Origin of the sequence: Mycobacterium sp. ACS4054, assembly GCF_001667275.1 — a bacterium.
In the GTDB taxonomy this organism is placed as follows: Bacteria; Actinomycetota; Actinomycetes; order Mycobacteriales; family Mycobacteriaceae; genus Mycobacterium.
Genome location: NZ_LZHV01000048.1, coordinates 18,632 through 35,626, shown reverse-complemented (window position 1 = coordinate 35,626; position 16,995 = coordinate 18,632). Strand labels below are relative to the sequence as shown.

The 16,995-nt window shown below is 68.9% G+C and carries 15 protein-coding genes and 1 tRNA gene; 11 read left to right on the top strand and 5 right to left on the bottom strand.

Annotated features, from left to right (window positions below; translation table 11 throughout):
- Window positions 1–12: 12 nt before the first annotated feature.
- Window positions 13–98 (bottom strand) — tRNA-Leu (locus tag A5730_RS12545).
- Between the two features lie 97 nt (window positions 99–195).
- On the opposite strand from A5730_RS12545, the gene A5730_RS12540 reads away from it, so the two are divergent.
- From A5730_RS12540 to A5730_RS12530, 3 genes are all read left to right on the top strand, one after another.
- Window positions 196–1,560: a M20/M25/M40 family metallo-hydrolase gene (locus tag A5730_RS12540; protein WP_067900463.1), complete on the top strand. Its 1,365-nt coding sequence runs from the start codon at window positions 196–198 to the stop codon at window positions 1,558–1,560.
- A gap of 29 nt (window positions 1,561–1,589) precedes the next feature.
- A complete protein-coding gene (locus A5730_RS12535; RefSeq protein WP_067900460.1) occupies window positions 1,590–2,120 on the top strand; it encodes a YbhB/YbcL family Raf kinase inhibitor-like protein in 531 nt (176 codons plus the stop codon).
- Between the two features lie 260 nt (window positions 2,121–2,380).
- A complete protein-coding gene (locus A5730_RS12530) occupies window positions 2,381–3,772 on the top strand; it encodes an HNH endonuclease signature motif containing protein (protein WP_067900457.1) in 1,392 nt (463 codons plus the stop codon).
- Here A5730_RS12530 and A5730_RS12525 read toward each other — a convergent pair.
- Genes A5730_RS12525 through A5730_RS12515 form a run of 3 tightly spaced genes read right to left on the bottom strand, consistent with a single transcriptional unit; the run spans window position 3,769 to window position 6,190 of the window.
- Window positions 3,769–4,851, bottom strand: a complete 1,083-nt coding sequence (locus A5730_RS12525; protein WP_197506243.1) for a quinone-dependent dihydroorotate dehydrogenase — start codon at window positions 4,849–4,851, stop codon at window positions 3,769–3,771. The two genes, A5730_RS12530 and A5730_RS12525, sit on opposite strands and share 4 nt — an antisense overlap.
- Before the next feature lie 20 nt (window positions 4,852–4,871).
- Entirely contained in the window at window positions 4,872–5,126 is a 255-nt protein-coding gene (locus A5730_RS12520; RefSeq protein ID WP_055403381.1) for a DUF5703 family protein, read from the bottom strand.
- Complete coding sequence (locus A5730_RS12515; protein WP_156745792.1) at window positions 5,123–6,190, bottom strand: YncE family protein; 1,068 nt, start codon at window positions 6,188–6,190, stop codon at window positions 5,123–5,125. Before A5730_RS12515 ends, A5730_RS12520 begins: the two co-directional genes overlap by 4 nt.
- A gap of 110 nt (window positions 6,191–6,300) precedes the next feature.
- On the opposite strand from A5730_RS12515, the gene A5730_RS12510 reads away from it, so the two are divergent.
- The 7 genes from A5730_RS12510 to A5730_RS12480 all read left to right on the top strand — a co-directional run bounded on the left by A5730_RS12510 (window position 6,301) and on the right by A5730_RS12480 (window position 11,920).
- Window positions 6,301–6,603: a hypothetical protein gene (locus A5730_RS12510; protein ID WP_055403379.1), complete on the top strand. Its 303-nt coding sequence runs from the start codon at window positions 6,301–6,303 to the stop codon at window positions 6,601–6,603.
- 79 nt (window positions 6,604–6,682) lie between these two features.
- Window positions 6,683–7,447: a histidine phosphatase family protein gene (locus A5730_RS12505; protein ID WP_067900450.1), complete on the top strand. Its 765-nt coding sequence runs from the start codon at window positions 6,683–6,685 to the stop codon at window positions 7,445–7,447.
- A gap of 73 nt (window positions 7,448–7,520) precedes the next feature.
- Window positions 7,521–8,108, top strand: a complete 588-nt coding sequence (locus A5730_RS12500; RefSeq protein WP_055403377.1) for a DUF3090 domain-containing protein — start codon at window positions 7,521–7,523, stop codon at window positions 8,106–8,108.
- The gene (locus A5730_RS12495; RefSeq protein ID WP_067900446.1) at window positions 8,092–8,907 is read left to right on the top strand and encodes an SCO1664 family protein; all 816 of its coding nucleotides are present in this window, start codon (window positions 8,092–8,094) and stop codon (window positions 8,905–8,907) included. Before A5730_RS12500 ends, A5730_RS12495 begins: the two co-directional genes overlap by 17 nt.
- A 51-nt stretch (window positions 8,908–8,958) precedes the next feature.
- Window positions 8,959–9,759 carry a 3'(2'),5'-bisphosphate nucleotidase CysQ gene (locus A5730_RS12490; RefSeq protein ID WP_067900444.1) on the top strand — a complete coding sequence of 267 codons (801 nt, stop codon included), beginning with the start codon at window positions 8,959–8,961 and terminating at the stop codon, window positions 9,757–9,759.
- Window positions 9,760–9,783: 24 nt separating this feature from the next.
- Window positions 9,784–11,019, top strand: a complete 1,236-nt coding sequence (mshC, locus tag A5730_RS12485; RefSeq protein ID WP_067900441.1) for a cysteine--1-D-myo-inosityl 2-amino-2-deoxy-alpha-D-glucopyranoside ligase — start codon at window positions 9,784–9,786, stop codon at window positions 11,017–11,019.
- A 19-nt stretch (window positions 11,020–11,038) separates the two neighbouring features.
- Complete coding sequence (locus A5730_RS12480; RefSeq protein WP_067900439.1) at window positions 11,039–11,920, top strand: SDR family oxidoreductase; 882 nt, start codon at window positions 11,039–11,041, stop codon at window positions 11,918–11,920.
- A gap of 52 nt (window positions 11,921–11,972) precedes the next feature.
- On the opposite strand, the gene A5730_RS12475 is transcribed toward A5730_RS12480, so the two are convergent.
- Window positions 11,973–12,863, bottom strand: a complete 891-nt coding sequence (locus tag A5730_RS12475; protein ID WP_067900436.1) for a PAC2 family protein — start codon at window positions 12,861–12,863, stop codon at window positions 11,973–11,975.
- A 362-nt stretch (window positions 12,864–13,225) separates the two neighbouring features.
- Here A5730_RS12475 and metH point away from each other — a divergent pair, with 362 nt between their 5' ends.
- Window positions 13,226–16,993, top strand: coding sequence for a methionine synthase (gene metH, locus A5730_RS12470; RefSeq protein WP_067900433.1), 3,768 nt, complete (start codon window positions 13,226–13,228; stop codon window positions 16,991–16,993).
- Window positions 16,994–16,995: the final 2 nt, after the last annotated feature.

Genomic DNA, 16,995 nt, shown 5'->3' with positions numbered 1-16,995 from the left:
GCCTCAGTCGCGTGTCCGAGGGGGGACTTGAACCCCCACGCCCATTAGTAGGGCACTAGCACCTCAAGCTAGCGCGTCTGCCATTCCGCCACTCGGACAAGCCAACCGCATGGGTTGGCAGCTAAGGCTATCGGATTGTCTCACGCCGACCCAATCCAGTAGGACCGCTCAGCGCTGAGCCGAGCGGCCTCGGCAATGGTAGGAAAGGTGGTTGTGACCGACCAGACCGCGTTCCCGGCCGAACGGAGTGACGACGTGGTCGAGGTGGTCAGCAGATTGATCCGGTTCGACACCACCAACACCGGCGAACCGGAGACGACGCGGGGCGAGGCCGAATGCGCGCAGTGGGTCGCCGAGCAGCTCGCCCAGGTCGGCTACTTGCCGCAATACGTGGAGTCGGGGGCTCCAGGCCGCGGCAATGTGATCGCCCGACTAGCGGGTGCGGACAGCTCGCGGGGCGCGCTGCTGATCCACGGGCATCTCGACGTGGTGCCGGCCGAGCCGGCCGAGTGGAGCGTGCACCCGTTCTCCGGCGCGGTCAAGGACGGCTTCGTGTGGGGCCGCGGCGCGGTCGACATGAAGGACATGGTCGGCATGATGATCGTGGTCGCCCGGCGGTTGAAGCGGGCCGGGATCGTGCCGCCGCGTGACCTGGTGTTCGCGTTCCTCGCCGACGAGGAGCACGGCGGCAGCTTCGGCGCGCAATGGCTGGTCGACAATCGGCCCGACCTGTTCGCGGGCGTCACCGAGGCGATCGGTGAGGTGGGCGGGTTCTCGCTGACCGTGCCGCGCCGCGACGGCGGCGAACGCCGGCTGTATCTGATCGAGACGGCCGAGAAGGGTTTGTCTTGGATGCGGCTGACCGCCCGCGGCCCGGCCGGACACGGATCGATGGTGCACGACCAGAACGCCGTCACCGCGGTCGCCGAGGCGGTCGCCCGGCTGGGTCGGCATCAGTTCCCGCTCGTGCTGACCGATACCGTCGCCCAGTTCCTGGCCGCCGTGGAGGAGGAGACCGGGCTGACGTTCGACGTCTCGTCGGGCGATCTGGCCGGAGCGATCGAAAAGCTCGGCCCCATGGCGCGGATGCTCAAGGCCGTGCTGCACGACACCGCGAACCCGACGATGCTCAAGGCCGGGTACAAGGCCAACGTCGTCCCGGCGGTGGCGGAAGCGGTGGTCGACTGCCGAATCCTTCCGGGCCGCAAGGCGGCGTTCGAGGCCGAGATCGACGAACTGCTGGGCCCCGACGTCACGCGCGAGTGGATCAAGGACTTCGAGTCGTACGAGACCAGCTTCGACGGCGACCTGGTCGACGCCATGAACGCCGCCGTGCTGGCCCTTGACCCCGACGGACGCACGGTGCCCTACATGCTTTCCGGCGGTACCGACGCAAAGTCCTTCGCGCGCTTGGGTATTCGTTGTTTTGGTTTCAGCCCGCTGCGGTTGCCGCCGGACCTCGACTTCACCGCGCTGTTCCACGGGGTCGACGAGCGGGTACCCGTGGATGCGCTGAGGTTCGGCACCGATGTGCTGGAACACTTCCTGACACACTGCTGAAGACACGACAGGTAACGAGAGGATCGCCCATGAGCACCGCGCCCGACCCATACGCCGCGCTGCCACAGCTGCCGACGTTCACGCTGACATCGGAATCGGTCACCGACGGCCAGTCGCTGGCCAAGCCGCAGGTCAGCGGGATCATGGGCGCGGGCGGGGAAGATGTCAGCCCGCAGTTGAGCTGGTCGGGATTCCCGGGGGAGACCCGCAGCTTCGCCGTCACCGTTTACGACCCCGACGCGCCGACGGCCTCGGGCTTCTGGCACTGGGCGGTGGCCAACCTGCCCGCCGACGTCACCGAACTGCCCGCGGGCGCCGGCGACGGCAGCGACCTGCCCGGGGGAGCGCTCACTCTGGTCAACGACGCGGGCATGCGCCGTTACATCGGTGCCGCTCCGCCGCCGGGGCACGGGCCGCACCGCTACTACATCGCGGTGCACGCGGTCGACGTCGACAAGCTCGACCTCGGCGAGGACGCCAGCCCCGCATACCTCGGCTTCAACCTGTTCCAGCACGCGATAGCGCGCGCCGTCATCCACGGCATCTACGAGCAGAAGTAGCTCGCGCATTCCGCCACCGTCCCTCTTGTCGGTGGGCAGGCATATGATTCGAACATGTGTTCGAGTACTTGGCGGGCGATTGAGGCCGATATCGACGCGTTGTGCGCTGTCATCTCGCGCTTCCAGCGGCATTCGTATGAGGCGTTGACGTCCTCGAGGCTGGTTGAAGTGCTGGATGAACGTGCGTTCCTCCTTGGCCAGCTAGACGCACTCACATATGAGTTGTCTAGCCCGTTCGGATTGCCGAATGGACGCTGCACATGACTTTGACGGACCGTGAGCAGATTCAGGCCGACGTTGACGCGTTGTGTGCTGTGGCTGCTCGGTTTCAGGGTCATACGTATGCGGCGCTGACCAACCCGGAACGCTTGGGGATCTTAGAGAAACTCGAAGGCGTAACACGCAAACTTCAGGCGCCAAGTCACCAGCTCATCAATCAGCTTGGTGAGCAGGCGGATTCGGCAGAGCTGGGCGGCAAGCTGAGCTGGGCGTTGGCCGACCGGCTGCACATCACCCGTGGGGAGGCCAGCCGACGCATCGCTGAGGCGGCCGAGCTGGGTCCGCGGCGGGCGCTGTCCGGCGAGCCGTTGGCGCCGGTGCTGCCCGCCACCGCCGCGGCCCAACGCGCCGGGGCCATCGGGCCCGACCACGTGGCGGTCATCCGGCGGTTTTTCCACCAGCTGCCCGACTCCGTCGACGTCGGCACCCGTGCGGCGGCCGAGAAGGACTTGGCGGCCCGGGCCGCCGGGTTTCGCCCCGACACGCTCGCCAAGCTCGCCCGCCGCCTGATGGACTGCCTAAACCCCGACGGCAGCTACACCGACGCCGACCGGGCACGCGCCCGCGGGCTGGTGCTGGGAAACCAGCAAGCCGACGGCATGTCCAAGCTGAGCGGGTGGTTGACGCCGGAAGCGCGCGCCAGCTGGGAGGCAGTGCTGGCGAAGCTGGCCGCGCCCGGGATGTGCGACCCCGACGACGAGACGCCGGTCGTGGACGGCGCGCCGCCAGAAGACGCGGTGCAACGCGACACCCGTAGCCCCGCCCAACGCAACCACGACGGCCTTAACGCGGCACTCAGGGCGGTCTTGGCCAGCGGGGCGCTGGGCCGGCACAACGGATTGCCGGCGGCCATCGTCGTGACGACCACGCTGACCGAGTTGGAAGCCGCCGCGGGCAGGGGCTTGACCGGCGGGGGCACCATCCTGCCGATGTCCGATGTGATCCGCCTGGCGCGGCATGCCCACCACTATTTGGCGGTCTTCGACAAGGGCAAGCCGCTGGCGCTGTATCACGGCAAGCGCCTGGCCTCGCCGGGTCAGCGAATTGTCTTGTACGCCAAGGATCGCGGCTGTTCGCATCCGGGTTGCGACGTGCCGGGCTATTACTGCGAAGTCCACCACGTCGAGGACTGGGCCAGCACCCGCCGCACGGACATCGATCAGCTCACCCTGGCGTGCGGCCCGCACCACCGGCTGCTGGAGAAGGGGTGGGCCACCCGCAAACGCGCCAACGGCGAAACGGTATGGATCCCGCCGCCGCATCTGGATCGCGGGCAGCCCCGCGTCAACACTTTCCACCATCCCGAACGGGTCCTGGCCGAACAAGACGAAGAGGACCAAGACGACGGGGACGACGCGGCGGGCGCGGCTTAACTCGCCGCCCCGCCGGCGTCAAGCGCGGCCGACCCGACGGCGTCGCTCAGCGAGGCGAACCCGCCGTCGCGCAGCCGGCGGGCGATGCCGTCGTGAATGCGCTTGGGCCACAAGCCCCCTCCGTAGATGAAGCCCGTGTAGCCCTGCAGCAGCGACGCGCCCGCGGTGATCCGCTCCCACGCGTCGTCGGCCGTTTCGATGCCGCCGACGCTGATCAGCACCAGGCGATCGCCGACTCGGGCGTATAGCCGGCGCAGCACCTCGGTGGCGCGCGGCGCCCCCGGCGGCCCGGAGATGCCGCCCGGGCCCAGCGCGTCCACTCCGGGCGTCCGCAGGCCCTGGCGCGACACGGTGGTGTTGGTGGCGACGATCCCGGCCAGGCCCAGCTCGACGGCCAGGTCGGCGACGGCGTCCAGGTCGGCGTCGGAAAGGTCGGGCGCGATCTTCACCAGCACCGGCGTCGATGTCTCGGCGAGGACGGCGGACAGGATGGGCCGCAGCGACTCGACGGCCTGCAGGTCGCGCAGCCCGGGGGTGTTCGGCGAGCTGACGTTGACCACCAGGTAGGACGCCAGGGGCCCGACCAGCCGCGCGCTGGCCCGATAGTCGTCGACGGCGTCGGCGGCCGGGGTGGTCTTCGTCTTGCCGATGTTGACCCCGATCGGGATGTCGGGCCGGTGCCGCGCGAGCTGGACCGCCAGCGCGCCTGCGCCGAGGTTGTTGAATCCCATCCGGTTCAGCAGGGCGCGGTCGGCGGGCAGCCGGAACATGCGCGGGGCGGGATTGCCGGGCTGCGCGTTGGCGGTGACGGTTCCCACCTCGGCGTACCCGAACCCGAGCGCGCCCCAGGTCAGTAACCCCAAGCCGTCCTTGTCGAAGCCGGCGGCCAGCCCGAGCGGCCCGGGGAAGCGCACCCCGAACACCGTGCTCGCCAGCACCGGATCGGTGGGTCCGAGCAGCCGGTGCAACAGCCGGCGCGCCACCGCGACGGCCGTGACGCCGCGCAGCAGCCCGAAGACCAGCGTGTGGATGCGTTCGGGCGGAACCAGGAAGAACAGCCGTCGCAGCAGGCCGTACACCATGCCGTCGCGGGCCACCGTCACAGTTCCGGCTGGTCGGGCCGCCGGTTATCCAGCCGAGACTTCTTGCGGCGCAACAGGACCCGCCTGCTGCCGTCGGTGTACAGCCGCACCCGGGTCAGTTCCCAGCCCCGGTACTCGGCCTCGATCGACAACCGGGTGGACGCGCTGAGGCGGGTCACCTCCGGGGGCAGCCGCAGCGGCACCCATTCGTAGTCGTCGGACAACTCGCTGTCCCAGCCCGCGGGCAACTGGCTTCGGCGCGGCGCGGTCAACGCGGGCCCGCCGCGTGTTCGATGACCTGCACCCCCGCACCGGACCCCGACACCACGTACAAGGTGTCCGACGCTTCGTCGAAGGCAAGCGAGTTGGGTTGCTGCACGGTTGGGTAACGCACCTTTTCGACGGGAATTCCGGTGGACAGATCGTAACCAACCACGATATTCGAAGCGGTCTGGGTTACCCAGCTCAACTCGCGGGATCCGGCCAGGGCGTACGGCGCCTGGGGCACCGGATAGGCCTGCCGCAAGATCAGCGGGTCGACCCCGTAGACCAGCAGCTGGCCGCCGCGGGTGTCGGCGACCAGAACCCGGCCCCACGGGTCCGCGGCCATTGTGGTTGCGCCTTCACCCGCCCGCAGCGCCTGTTGAACCTGGCCGTCCGCGCCGATCGTCGTGACGGAGGTCTGCCCCCGGTCCAGCACCGCCGTCGTATTCCCTTGGGTGGCAAGCCAATCGACCCGTGCGAAAATCTTGCTCCGGCTGCCGACGGTCGCGGTCGCCACGGCGCCGGGTGTCGGCGAGGCGAGGGTGTAGACGGCCCCGTCGGCGCTGCCCAGCACCAGCTTGCCGTCGGCGCGCAGGGCCACCGCGGTGAAATCGGCCTGCGCGGCGTCGGCGACGTTCACCCGCGCCGCGCGGCCCGTGGACAGGTCGACCACGAAATAGCCACCCCGCGCGGCGAGGAACAGGGTGCCGCGGCCGTCGTCGGTCAACGCGGTCGCCGGCCCGGGCAGGCTGACGACCCGCGGCGCGGCGCTCGTGCCACCGAACACGGTGACTGTGGCCGGTCGGTTTGGATCGGCGCCGGGCGCCAGCACCGCGAGCTGGTGAGTGCCGCCATCGAAGGCCGCCGCGGTGGCACGCTCGGCAAGCGGGCGGACCTGCCCGGCCGGGCTCGCTGACACCGGCGGAGACACGGCGGCGACGGCCGGTTCGATGGTGGGCGGCGCCGATTTGAATGTATTCGACGAACACCCCACGACCGCGGCCAGCAAAAGCGCGACGCCGAGCACACCATGATGAACTGGCGGTTTACTGCGCATATGTCCTGACAGCAATGATCTTCCCTCGCGTAGCGCCGGTGGACTTCCCAGGTTAAGGAACGCCTTCGCATCCAATATGGCCATGTCGCCGACATCAAGCCCCGCGGGCGAGGTATCGTCGCCTCATGGCCGTCACCGTTGACCGGCATATCGCGGAGAAAGAGTTTGCTGTCGAGGACATGTCGACAGGCATTTTCGCCAGCGGCTATGGACATGTCGGTGATGGGCGCAGTTTTTCGTTCCACATCGAACACCGCTCGCTGGTCGTCGAAATTTACCGACCACGCCTTGCCGGGCCGGTTCCCCAGGCCGACGAGGTGGTCGCCACGGCCGTCCGCAGCCTGGTCGAGATCGACCTGACCGACGAGCGCAGCCTGATCGCCGCCGTGCGCGACTCGGTGGCGCATGCGACGCCCGTCTCGCCGTAGCCGTTAGCCGACCCGCACCGGGTACGGTCGTGGTCGTGGTTGCGCCAACCTCTCGGATCCCCCGGCTGGGCCGCGCGGGATGACGGTCATCCTGTTGCGGCACGGCCGATCCAGCTCGAACACGGCCGGCGTTCTGGCGGGCCGCTCGGAGGGCGTCGACCTCGACGACAAGGGCCGCGATCAGGCCATCGGGCTGATCGACCGGATCGGCGACCTGCCCATCCGCGCGTTGATCAGTTCGCCGCTGCTGCGCTGCCGGCGCACCCTCGAGCCGCTCGCCGAGGCGCTCTGCCTGGAGCCGGTGATCGATGACCGGCTGGCCGAGGTGGACTACGGGGACTGGACCGGCCGCAAGATCGCCGAGCTGGCCGCCGAGCCGCTGTGGCGGGTCGTGCAGGCGCACGCGAGCGCGGCGGTGTTCCCCGGCGGCGAGGGCCTGGCGCAGGTGCAGGCGCGCGCCGTGTCCGCCGTCCGCGAACACGATCGGCGGCTCGCGACGGAGAACGACGGCGACGCCCTGTGGGTGGCCTGCACTCACGGTGATGTCATCAAGGCGGTCGTCGCCGACGCCTACGGCATGCACCTGGACGCGTTCCAGCGGGTGACCGCGGACCCGGCTTCGGTGAACGTGATCCGCTACACCGAATTGCGCCCGTTTGTGTTGCACGTCAACCACACCGGAGCGAAATTGGCTGCGGCGCTTCGGGCGGGCCCACCGCCGCAGGATGAGGCTCGGGACAAGGCGGAGGCCAAGACGGACGGCGAGTCCCCGGCGGCGCCAACGGAACAGCCGGCCGCGGTCGTGCCATCCGGCGACGCGGTGGTCGGCGGCTCGACTGATTAATTCCGCTTAAAACATGCGGAGCGGGGCAATCGGATCGCACGGCGAAGGCAACAGCCGGTATTTTGGAGGTGCCATGGCCCGCGCAATTCACGTCTTCCGCACACCCGACCGCTTCGTGGCCGGGACCGTTGGTCAGCCCGGAAACCGCACCTTCTACATCCAGGCGGCGCACGACTCCCGGGTGGTGTCGGTGGTCCTGGAGAAGCAGCAGGTTGCGGTGCTGGCCGAGCGCATCGGTGCGCTGCTGCTGGAGGTGAATCGCCGGTTCGGCACGCCGGTCCCCCCGGAGCCGGCCGAGGTGGACGACCTGAACCCGTTGATCACACCGGTGGATGCCGAGTTCCGGGTCGGAACCATGGGGCTGGGCTGGGATTCGGAGGCCCAGACCGTGGTGGTCGAGTTGCTGGCCGTCACCGACGCCGAGTTCGACGCGTCGGTGGTGCTCGACGACACCGAAGAGGGCCCCGACGCGGTGCGGGTGTTCCTGACGCCGGAGTCGGCGCGGCAGTTCGCGACGCGCTCCAACCGCGTCATCTCGGCGGGGCGTCCGCCGTGCCCGCTGTGCGACGAGCCGTTGGACCCGGAGGGCCATATCTGCGCACGCGCCAACGGTTATCGGCGCAGTGCGCTGCTCGGGCCTGACGATGAACTTGAGGCCTGACGACCGTGAGGTGTTGCGGAACGGCGAGCTGACGGTCATCGGACGCATCCGCTCCGCCAGCAACGCCACCTTCCTGTGCGAGTCCACGCTCGGCGAATCGACCGTGCACTGCGTCTACAAGCCGATCTCCGGGGAGGCCCCGTTGTGGGATTTTCCCGACGGCACGCTGGCCGGCCGCGAACTCGGCGCCTACCTGATCTCGACGCAGCTCGGGTGGAACCTGGTGCCGTACACCATCATTCGCCACGGGCCGGCGGGGCCGGGAATGCTGCAGCAGTGGGTGCAGCAGCCCGGGGACGCGGTGGACAGCGATCCACGGCCGGGGCCGGACCTGGTCGACCTGTTTCCCGCCGGCAGCCAGCAGCCGGGATACCTGCCCGTGCTGCGCGCCTACGACTACGCCGGTGACGAGGTCATCCTGATGCACGCCGACGACATCCGGCTGCGGCGGATGGCGGTGTTCGACGTGCTGGTCAACAACGCCGACCGCAAGGGCGGCCACGTCCTGCGCGACCTGGACGGCCACATTTTCGGGGTCGACCACGGCGTGTGCCTGCACGTCGAGAACAAGCTGCGCACGGTGCTGTGGGGCTGGGCCGGCAAGCCGATCGACGACCAAACCCTGAAGGCGGTCGCCGGCTTGGCCGACGCCGTGGGCGCAGAGCTGGGGGATGCGCTGGCCGAGCACATCACTCGGGCGGAGATCGCGGCGTTGCGCAAACGGGCGCACGCGCTGCTGAACGATCCGGTGATGCCGGTTCCCAACCGGCACCGGCCCATTCCATGGCCGGCCTTCTAAGGCGATGCCACGGGTTCAAACGTCGCAGGGGCCGTCGGAGATACTGATTCGGTGAGCCAGGGCCCGGACGAGCTGACCGATGCCGCACTGGCTGCCGAACTCGCCGCCGACGCCGGGGAACTGTTGCTGAAGGTGCGCGACGAGGTCGGCTTCGGTCACCCGTGGGCGTTGGGCGACGCCGGTGATGCCCTGGCCAACGAGCTGATCCTGCGGCGGCTGCGCGACGAGCGCCCCGACGACGCGGTGCTCAGCGAGGAGGCCTACGACGACCTGGTCCGGCTCAAACGCGACCGGGTGTGGATCATCGACCCGCTGGACGGCACCCGGGAGTTCTCCACGCCCGGCCGCGACGACTGGGCGGTGCACATCGCGCTGTGGCAACGCCCCACCGGCGACCCCACCAACGGCCGCCGGGAGATCACCGACGCCGCGGTGTCGCTGCCGGCCCGCGGGAACACGGTGTACCGCACCGACACCGTGACCGCCGACGCCGCGCGCGTCGGCATCCCGCACACGCTGCGGATCGCCGTGAGCGCCAGCCGGCCGCCCTTCGTGTTGCACCGCATGCGCCAGTCGCTGGCGATTCAGCCGGTGGCGATCGGGTCGGCGGGGGCCAAGGCGATGGCCATCATCGACGGCGACGTCGACGCCTACCTGCACGCGGGCGGCCAATGGGAATGGGACAACGCGGCGCCGGCCGGGGTGGTGATGGCCGCCGGCATGCACGCCTCGCGGCTGGACGGTTCGCCCATGCGCTACAACCAGTTCGATCCGTACCTGCCCGACTTCGTGATGTGTCGCGCCGAGGTGGCGCCGATCCTGCTCGCCGCCATCCGCGACGCGTGGCGCTGAGCCAGCGCGTTTAGAGTCGTTGGCATGCAGTCGTGGGCGTCCCCGCCGGTTCCGGTCTTGCCGGGACTTGGGCCGGAGCTCCGGCTGTTCGACACCTCCGATCGTCAGGTGCGCCCCGTGGCGCCCGCCTCGACCGCGACCATGTATGTCTGCGGCATCACCCCGTACGACTCCACCCACCTTGGTCACGCGGCGACGTACCTGACCTTCGACCTGGTGTACCGGCAATGGCTGGACCTGGGCCACACCGTGCATTACGTGCAGAACGTCACCGACGTCGACGATCCGCTGTTCGAGCGGGCCGACCGCGACGGCGTCGACTGGCGCGAGCTGGGCGATCGCGAGGTCGCCCGATTCCGCGAGGACATGGCGGCGCTGCGGGTCCTGCCCCCGCGCGATTACGTCGCGGCCACCCAGGCGATCCCCGAGGTGGTCGAGCTCGTCGAGAAGATGCTGGCCTCGGGCGCGGCCTATGTGCTCGACGGCGACTACCCCGACGTCTATTACCGGGCCGACGCCACCCCGCAGTTCGGCTACGAGTCGGGCTACGACCGCGAAACCATGCTGCGGCTGTTCGGGGAGCGCGGCGGCGACCCGGACCGGCAAGGCAAGAGCGACGAGCTCGACGCGCTGTTGTGGCGCGCCGCAAGACCGGGCGAACCGAGCTGGCCGGCACCGTTCGGCGACGGCCGGCCGGGCTGGCATGTGGAGTGCGCGGCGATCGCGCTCAGCCGCATCGGCAGCGGCTTGGACATCCAGGGCGGCGGGAGCGACCTGATCTTCCCGCATCACGAGTTCACCGCCGCGCACGCCGAATGTGTCCGGGGCGAACGGCGATTCGCCCGTCACTACGTGCACGCGGGCATGATCGGCTGGGACGGTCACAAGATGTCCAAGAGCCGCGGCAACCTGGTACTGGTGTCGACGTTGCGGGCGCAGGGCATCGAGCCGGCGGCCATCCGGCTGGGCCTGCTGTCCGGGCATTACCGCGCGGACCGGTTCTGGAGCCAGCAGGTGCTCGACGAGGCCACCGCCCGCCTGGGGCGCTGGCGCAGCGCGACGGCGCTGCCCGCCGGCCCGGACGCCGCCGACGTGATCGCGCGGGTGCGCCAATACCTGGCCGACGACCTGAACACACCCAAAGCGCTTGCGGCGCTTGATGGTTGGACCACCGACGCGCTCGAATACGGTGGTCACGACGTGGAGGCGCCGAAGCTGGTGGCCACCGCGGTCGACGCGCTGCTTGGGGTGGAACTGTGAAAGCGGTACTTTGACGCCCATGACGTCGCTGCAGGACAAGGTCGTTTTCATCACCGGCGGTGCCCGGGGAATCGGTGCCGAGGTGGCCCGTCGGCTGCGCGACAAGGGCGCCAGGCTGGTGCTCACCGATCTCAACGAAGCCGAACTGAGCGCGCTGGCCGCCGAACTGGGCGAGGACCGCGTGCTGACGGCCGTCGCCGACGTGCGTGACCTGCCGGCCATGCAGGCGGCCGCGGCCCAGGCCGTCGAACGGTTCGGCGGCATCGACGTCGTCGTGGCCAACGCCGGCATCGCCAGCTACGGGTCGGTGCTGCAGGTCGACCCCGAGGCGTTCAAGCGTGTTCTCGACATCAACGTCCTCGGCGTCTTCAACACCGTGCGGGCCACGTTGCCGGCGGTGATCGAGACCCGCGGCTACGTGCTGATCGTCTCGTCGCTGGCCGCGTACGCCGCGTGTCCGGGGCTGGCCCCCTACAACGCGTCCAAGGCCGGCGTGGAGATTCTCGCCAACGCGTTGCGGCTGGAGGTGGCGCACCACGGCGTCGCGGTCGGGTCGTCGCACATGTCGTGGATCGACACCGCGTTGGTTCGCGACAGCGAGGCCGACCTGCCCGCCTTCGGCAAGCTGCTGGCCAGCTTCCCGTGGCCGCTGAACAAGACCACCACCGTCGCCAAGTGCGCGGACGCGTTCGTCAAGGGCATCGAGGGCCGCCGCAACCGGGTCTACTGCCCCAGCTGGGTGGCCGCGTTCCGCTGGATCAAGCCGGTGCTGTCCACCCCGGTCGGAGAGTTGCCGCTGCACAAGCCCACGGCCGAGCTGCTGCCCCAACTGGACGCCCAGGTCGCGGCCCTCGGGCGGTCCACCAGCGCCTACAACCAGGGACTGGGCAAGAAGGTCTGATTCGAAGGCGACGACCCGCTTCACTCGGCTAGCGCCGAGTTTGCGATCGCCGCTAGCGCCCGAAGCCCGGCCGACGCCGGCGCAGATAGCGCTCGAACTCGGCGGCCAGCGCGTCACCGTCGATCTTGCCCAGCGCCTCGTTCATGTCGACCTCGGCGTCGCCGCGCTGTTCCAGCGACAGCACGTATTCGGCCAGGTCCTCGTCCTCGGCGGCCATCTCGGTGATGGCCTGCTCCCACTCCTCGGCCTCGGTCGGCAGGTCGGCCAGCGGGACCTCGATGTCGAGCACGTCCTCGACGCGGCGCAGCAGCGCGACCGTCGCCTTCGGGTTGGGCGGCTGCGACACGTAGTGCGGCACGGCCGCCCAGAACGTGACGGCCGGGATCCCGGCCGCCACGCAGGCGTCCTGGAACACCCCGGCGATGCCGGTCGGCCCCTCGTAGCGGCTCTCCTCGAGCCCGAAGCGTTTGGCCGATTCGGGGGAGTACGCCGCCCCCGACACCGGAACCGGCCGGGTATGCGGCGTGTCGGCCAGCAGGGCCCCCAGGATGACGACGGTGTCCACGTTGAGTTTGTCGGCGATGGCGACCAGCTCGGCGCAGAAGGTGCGCCAGCGCATGTTGGGTTCCACGCCGTGCATCAACACCACGTCGCGGTCGCTGCCCGGCGGCCGGCAGTGGGAGATGCGCATCGCCGGCCACACCAGCTCCCGGGTCACCCCGTCGACCTGCCGAATGACCGGGCGATTCACCTGGTAGTCGTAGTACGCCTCGTCGTCGATCTCCAGGATCGGGTCGGCTTCCCAGATGGCCTCGAGGTGCTCGAGCGCGTCACTGGCCGCGTCGCCGGCGTCGTTCCAGCCCTCGAATGCCGCCACGACGATGGTGTTGTGCAGCTCGGGCAGTTTGGCTTCACCGAAGGGTGGGCCATCGGACGGGGTCACAGAATCAGCGTACGGCCTTTGCGGCCGATGTTCGGCCTTGCCTGGCAGGGACCTGTCGACCTCGAGAGCCATTCCATAGGACGACTATCCTTATGGGGTGACCGCCGCCCTGACCCTCGATGCCATTGACGGCCTGTCGGCGCGGTCAGGCAGGAATAGTTCGGCTTCAAACTGGTTAAGCTGGGTAACTACCACGTCGCGGGCAGGATGCGGGAGCTGTCGGTAGCGGCGATGGGTTGGGCGTCCAGACGTCGGGTGACAACGTAGACTTTTCACCGTCGAGAGGCGTTGCAACGGATCCGGGTCCTTGCCGGTATCCGCCACGCTCGGCAGAGTCAAGGACGCCTTCCGTAACGGAAGGAATGCGCGTGAACGCCCCTGTAGACGTCCCAGCGTCGGAGACCTTCGTGCCCAACATCCGTCCCGACTGCACCGAGGAACTGTCCGCGGCGCTGCGCCAGCGGATCGTCGTGATCGACGGCGCGATGGGCACGGCGATCCAGCGCGACCGGCCGGACGAGGCCGGCTACCGCGGTGATCGGTTCACGGAGTGGCCGACCGCTCTGCAGGGCAACAACGACCTGCTCAACCTGACGCAGCCGCAGATCATCGAGGGAATCCACCGCGAGTACCTCGAGGCCGGCGCCGACATCCTGGAAACCAACACGTTCAACGCGAACGCGATCTCGCTGTCCGACTACGGCATGGCCGACCTGGCCTACGAGTTGAATTACGCCGGCGCCGCCCTGGCCCGCAAGGCGGCCGACGAGTACAGCACCCCGGACAAGCCCCGCTACGTCGCCGGCGCCATCGGGCCGACCACGCGGACCGCGTCGATCTCGCCGGACGTCAACGACCCCGGGGCCCGCAACGTCTCCTACGACCAGCTGGTCGCCGCCTACCTCGAAGCCGCCAACGGCCTGGTCGACGGCGGTGCCGACCTGCTTATCGTCGAGACGATCTTCGACTCGCTCAACGCCAAGGCGGCGGTGTTCGCCGTCGAGACGCTGTTCGAGGACCGCGGACGCCGCTGGCCGGTGATCATCTCGGGCACCATCACCGACGCTTCCGGGCGGACGTTGTCCGGCCAGGTCACCGAGGCTTTCTGGAACTCGATCAGGCACGCCCGGCCGATCGCGGTCGGCCTCAACTGCGCGCTGGGCGCGCCGGAGATGCGGCCGTACATCGCCGAGATGGCGCGCATCGCCGACACGTTCGTGTCGTGTTACCCGAACGCCGGCCTGCCCAACGCATTCGGCGAGTATGACGAGACGCCGGAGCGCCAGGCCGGCTACATCGCCGACTTCGCCGAGGCCGGCCTGGTCAACCTGGTCGGTGGTTGCTGCGGGACGGCGCCGCCACACATCGCCGAGATCGCCAAGGTCGTCGAGGGCAAGGCGCCGCGCGAGGTGCCGGAGATTCCGGTGGCCACCCGGCTCTCGGGGCTCGAGCCGCTCAACATCACCGAGGACTCCCTGTTCGTCAACATCGGTGAGCGCACCAACATCACCGGCTCGGCCCGGTTCCGCAACCTGATCAAGGCCGAGGACTACGACAGCGCGCTGTCGGTTGCGCTGCAGCAGGTCGAGGTCGGCGCGCAGGTCATCGACATCAACATGGACGAGGGCATGATCGACGGCATCGCCGCGATGGACCGGTTCACCAAGCTGATCGCGGCCGAGCCGGACATCAGCCGCGTCCCGGTGATGATCGACTCCTCCAAGTGGGAGGTCATCGAGGCGGGCCTGAAGAACGTGCAGGGCAAGCCGATCGTCAACTCGATCTCGATGAAGGAGGGCGAGGAGAAGTTCATCCGCGAGGCCCGGCTGTGCCGCAAGTACGGCGCCGCCGTCGTCGTGATGGCCTTCGACGAACAGGGCCAGGCCGACAACCTGGAGCGGCGCAAGGAGATCTGCGGGCGCGCCTACCGGATCCTGACCGAGGAGGTCGGCTTCCCGGCCGAGGACATCATCTTCGACCCGAACTGCTTCGCGCTGGCGACCGGCATCGAGGAGCACGCGACCTACGGCATCGACTTCATCGAGGCCTGCGCCTGGATCAAGGAGAACCTGCCCGGGGTGCACATCTCCGGCGGCATCTCGAACGTGTCGTTCTCGTTCCGGGGCAACAACCCCGTCCGCGAGGCGATTCACTCGGTGTTCCTGTTCCACGCCATCAAGGCCGGCCTGGACATGGGCATCGTCAACGCGGGCGCGTTGGTGCCGTATGACTCGATCGACCCCGAGCTGCGCGACCGCATCGAGGACGTCGTCCTCAACCGTCGCGAAGATGCGGCCGAGCGGCTGCTGGAGATCGCCGAGCGGTTCAACAAGTCGGACAAAACCGAGGACCCGAAGGCCGCCGAGTGGCGCAGCTTCCCGGTCCGCGAGCGGATCACGCATGCCCTCGTCAAGGGCATCGACGCCCACGTCGACGAGGACACCGAAGAGCTGCGCGCCGAGATCGCCGGCGCGGGCGGTCGCCCGATCGAGGTGATCGAGGGCCCGCTGATGGACGGCATGAACGTCGTCGGCGATTTGTTCGGCTCGGGCAAGATGTTCCTCCCCCAGGTGGTGAAGTCCGCGCGGGTGATGAAGAAGGCCGTCGCCTATCTGCTGCCGTTCATCGAGCAGGAGAAGGAGCAGAACGGCACTGCGGCGGCCAAGGACACCAACGGCACCATCGTGATGGCGACCGTGAAGGGCGACGTCCACGACATCGGTAAGAACATCGTCGGGGTTGTCTTGCAGTGCAACAACTTTGAAGTGATCGACCTCGGCGTGATGGTGCCGGCGCAAAAGATCCTGGACGCGGCCAAGGAGCAGGACGCCGACATCATCGGGCTGTCCGGGCTGATCACCCCGTCGCTGGACGAGATGTCCAACTTCGCCGTCGAGATGGAACGCGAGGGCTTGGAGATCCCGCTGCTGATCGGTGGCGCGACCACCTCGCGCGCCCACACGGCGGTGAAGATCTCGCCGCGTCGCAGCGGTCCGGTGGTCTGGGTCAAGGACGCGTCCCGTTCGGTGCCGGTCGCCGCCGCGCTCCTGGACGACAAGCAGCGTCCAGCCCTGCTCGAGGCCACCGAAAAGGACTACGCATCGCTGCGGGAACGGCACGCGCAAAAGAACGAGCGGCCGATGCTGACCCTGGAGAAGGCCCGCGCCAACCGGACGCCGATCGAGTGGGACGGCTACACGCCACCGGTGCCCGCCCAGGGGCTCGGCGTACGCGAGTTCCTCGACTACGACCTCGCCGAGTTGCGCGAATACATCGACTGGCAGCCGTTCTTCAACGCCTGGGAGATGAAGGGCCGCTTCCCCGACATCCTCAACAACCCGGCCTCGGGCGAGGCCGCCCGCAAGCTGTACGACGACGCCCAGCAGATGCTCGACACCGCGATCAAGGAGAAGTGGCTGACCGCCAACGGGGTGATCGGGTTCTTCCCGGCCAACGCCGTCGGTGACGACATCGAGGTCTACACCGACGACACCCGCACCGAGGTGCTGACCACGTTGCACAACCTGCGCCAGCAGGGTGAGCATCGCGACGGCATCCCGAACCGGTCGCTGGGCGACTACATCGCCCCCAAAGATACGGGTCACCGGGACTACGTCGGCGCCTTCGCCGTCACCGCGGGGCTCGGCAGCCAGGAGAAGATCGCGGAGTTCAAGGCAGCCCTCGACGACTACAGCGCGATCCTGCTGGAATCGGTCGCCGACCGGCTGGCCGAGGCGTTCGCCGAGCGGATGCACCAGCGAGTTCGCAAGGAGTTCTGGGGATTCCAGCCGGACGAGCAGCTGGACAACGAGGCGCTCATCGACGAGAAGTACGTGGGAATCCGCCCCGCGCCCGGCTACCCGGCCTGCCCGGAGCACACCGAGAAGGTGACGCTGTGGAAGTTGATGGACGTCAAGGAGCGGACCGGCATCGAGCTCACCGAGTCGATGGCGATGTGGCCCGGCGCGGCCGTCAGCGGCTGGTACTTCTCGCATCCCCAGTCGCAGTACTTTGTGGTCGGCCGGCTGGGCCAGGACCAGGTCGCCGACTACGCGAAGCGCAAGGGCTGGACCCTGAAGGAAGCCGAACGCTGGCTCGCGCCCAACCTCGGCTACAACCCGGAGGATTGATC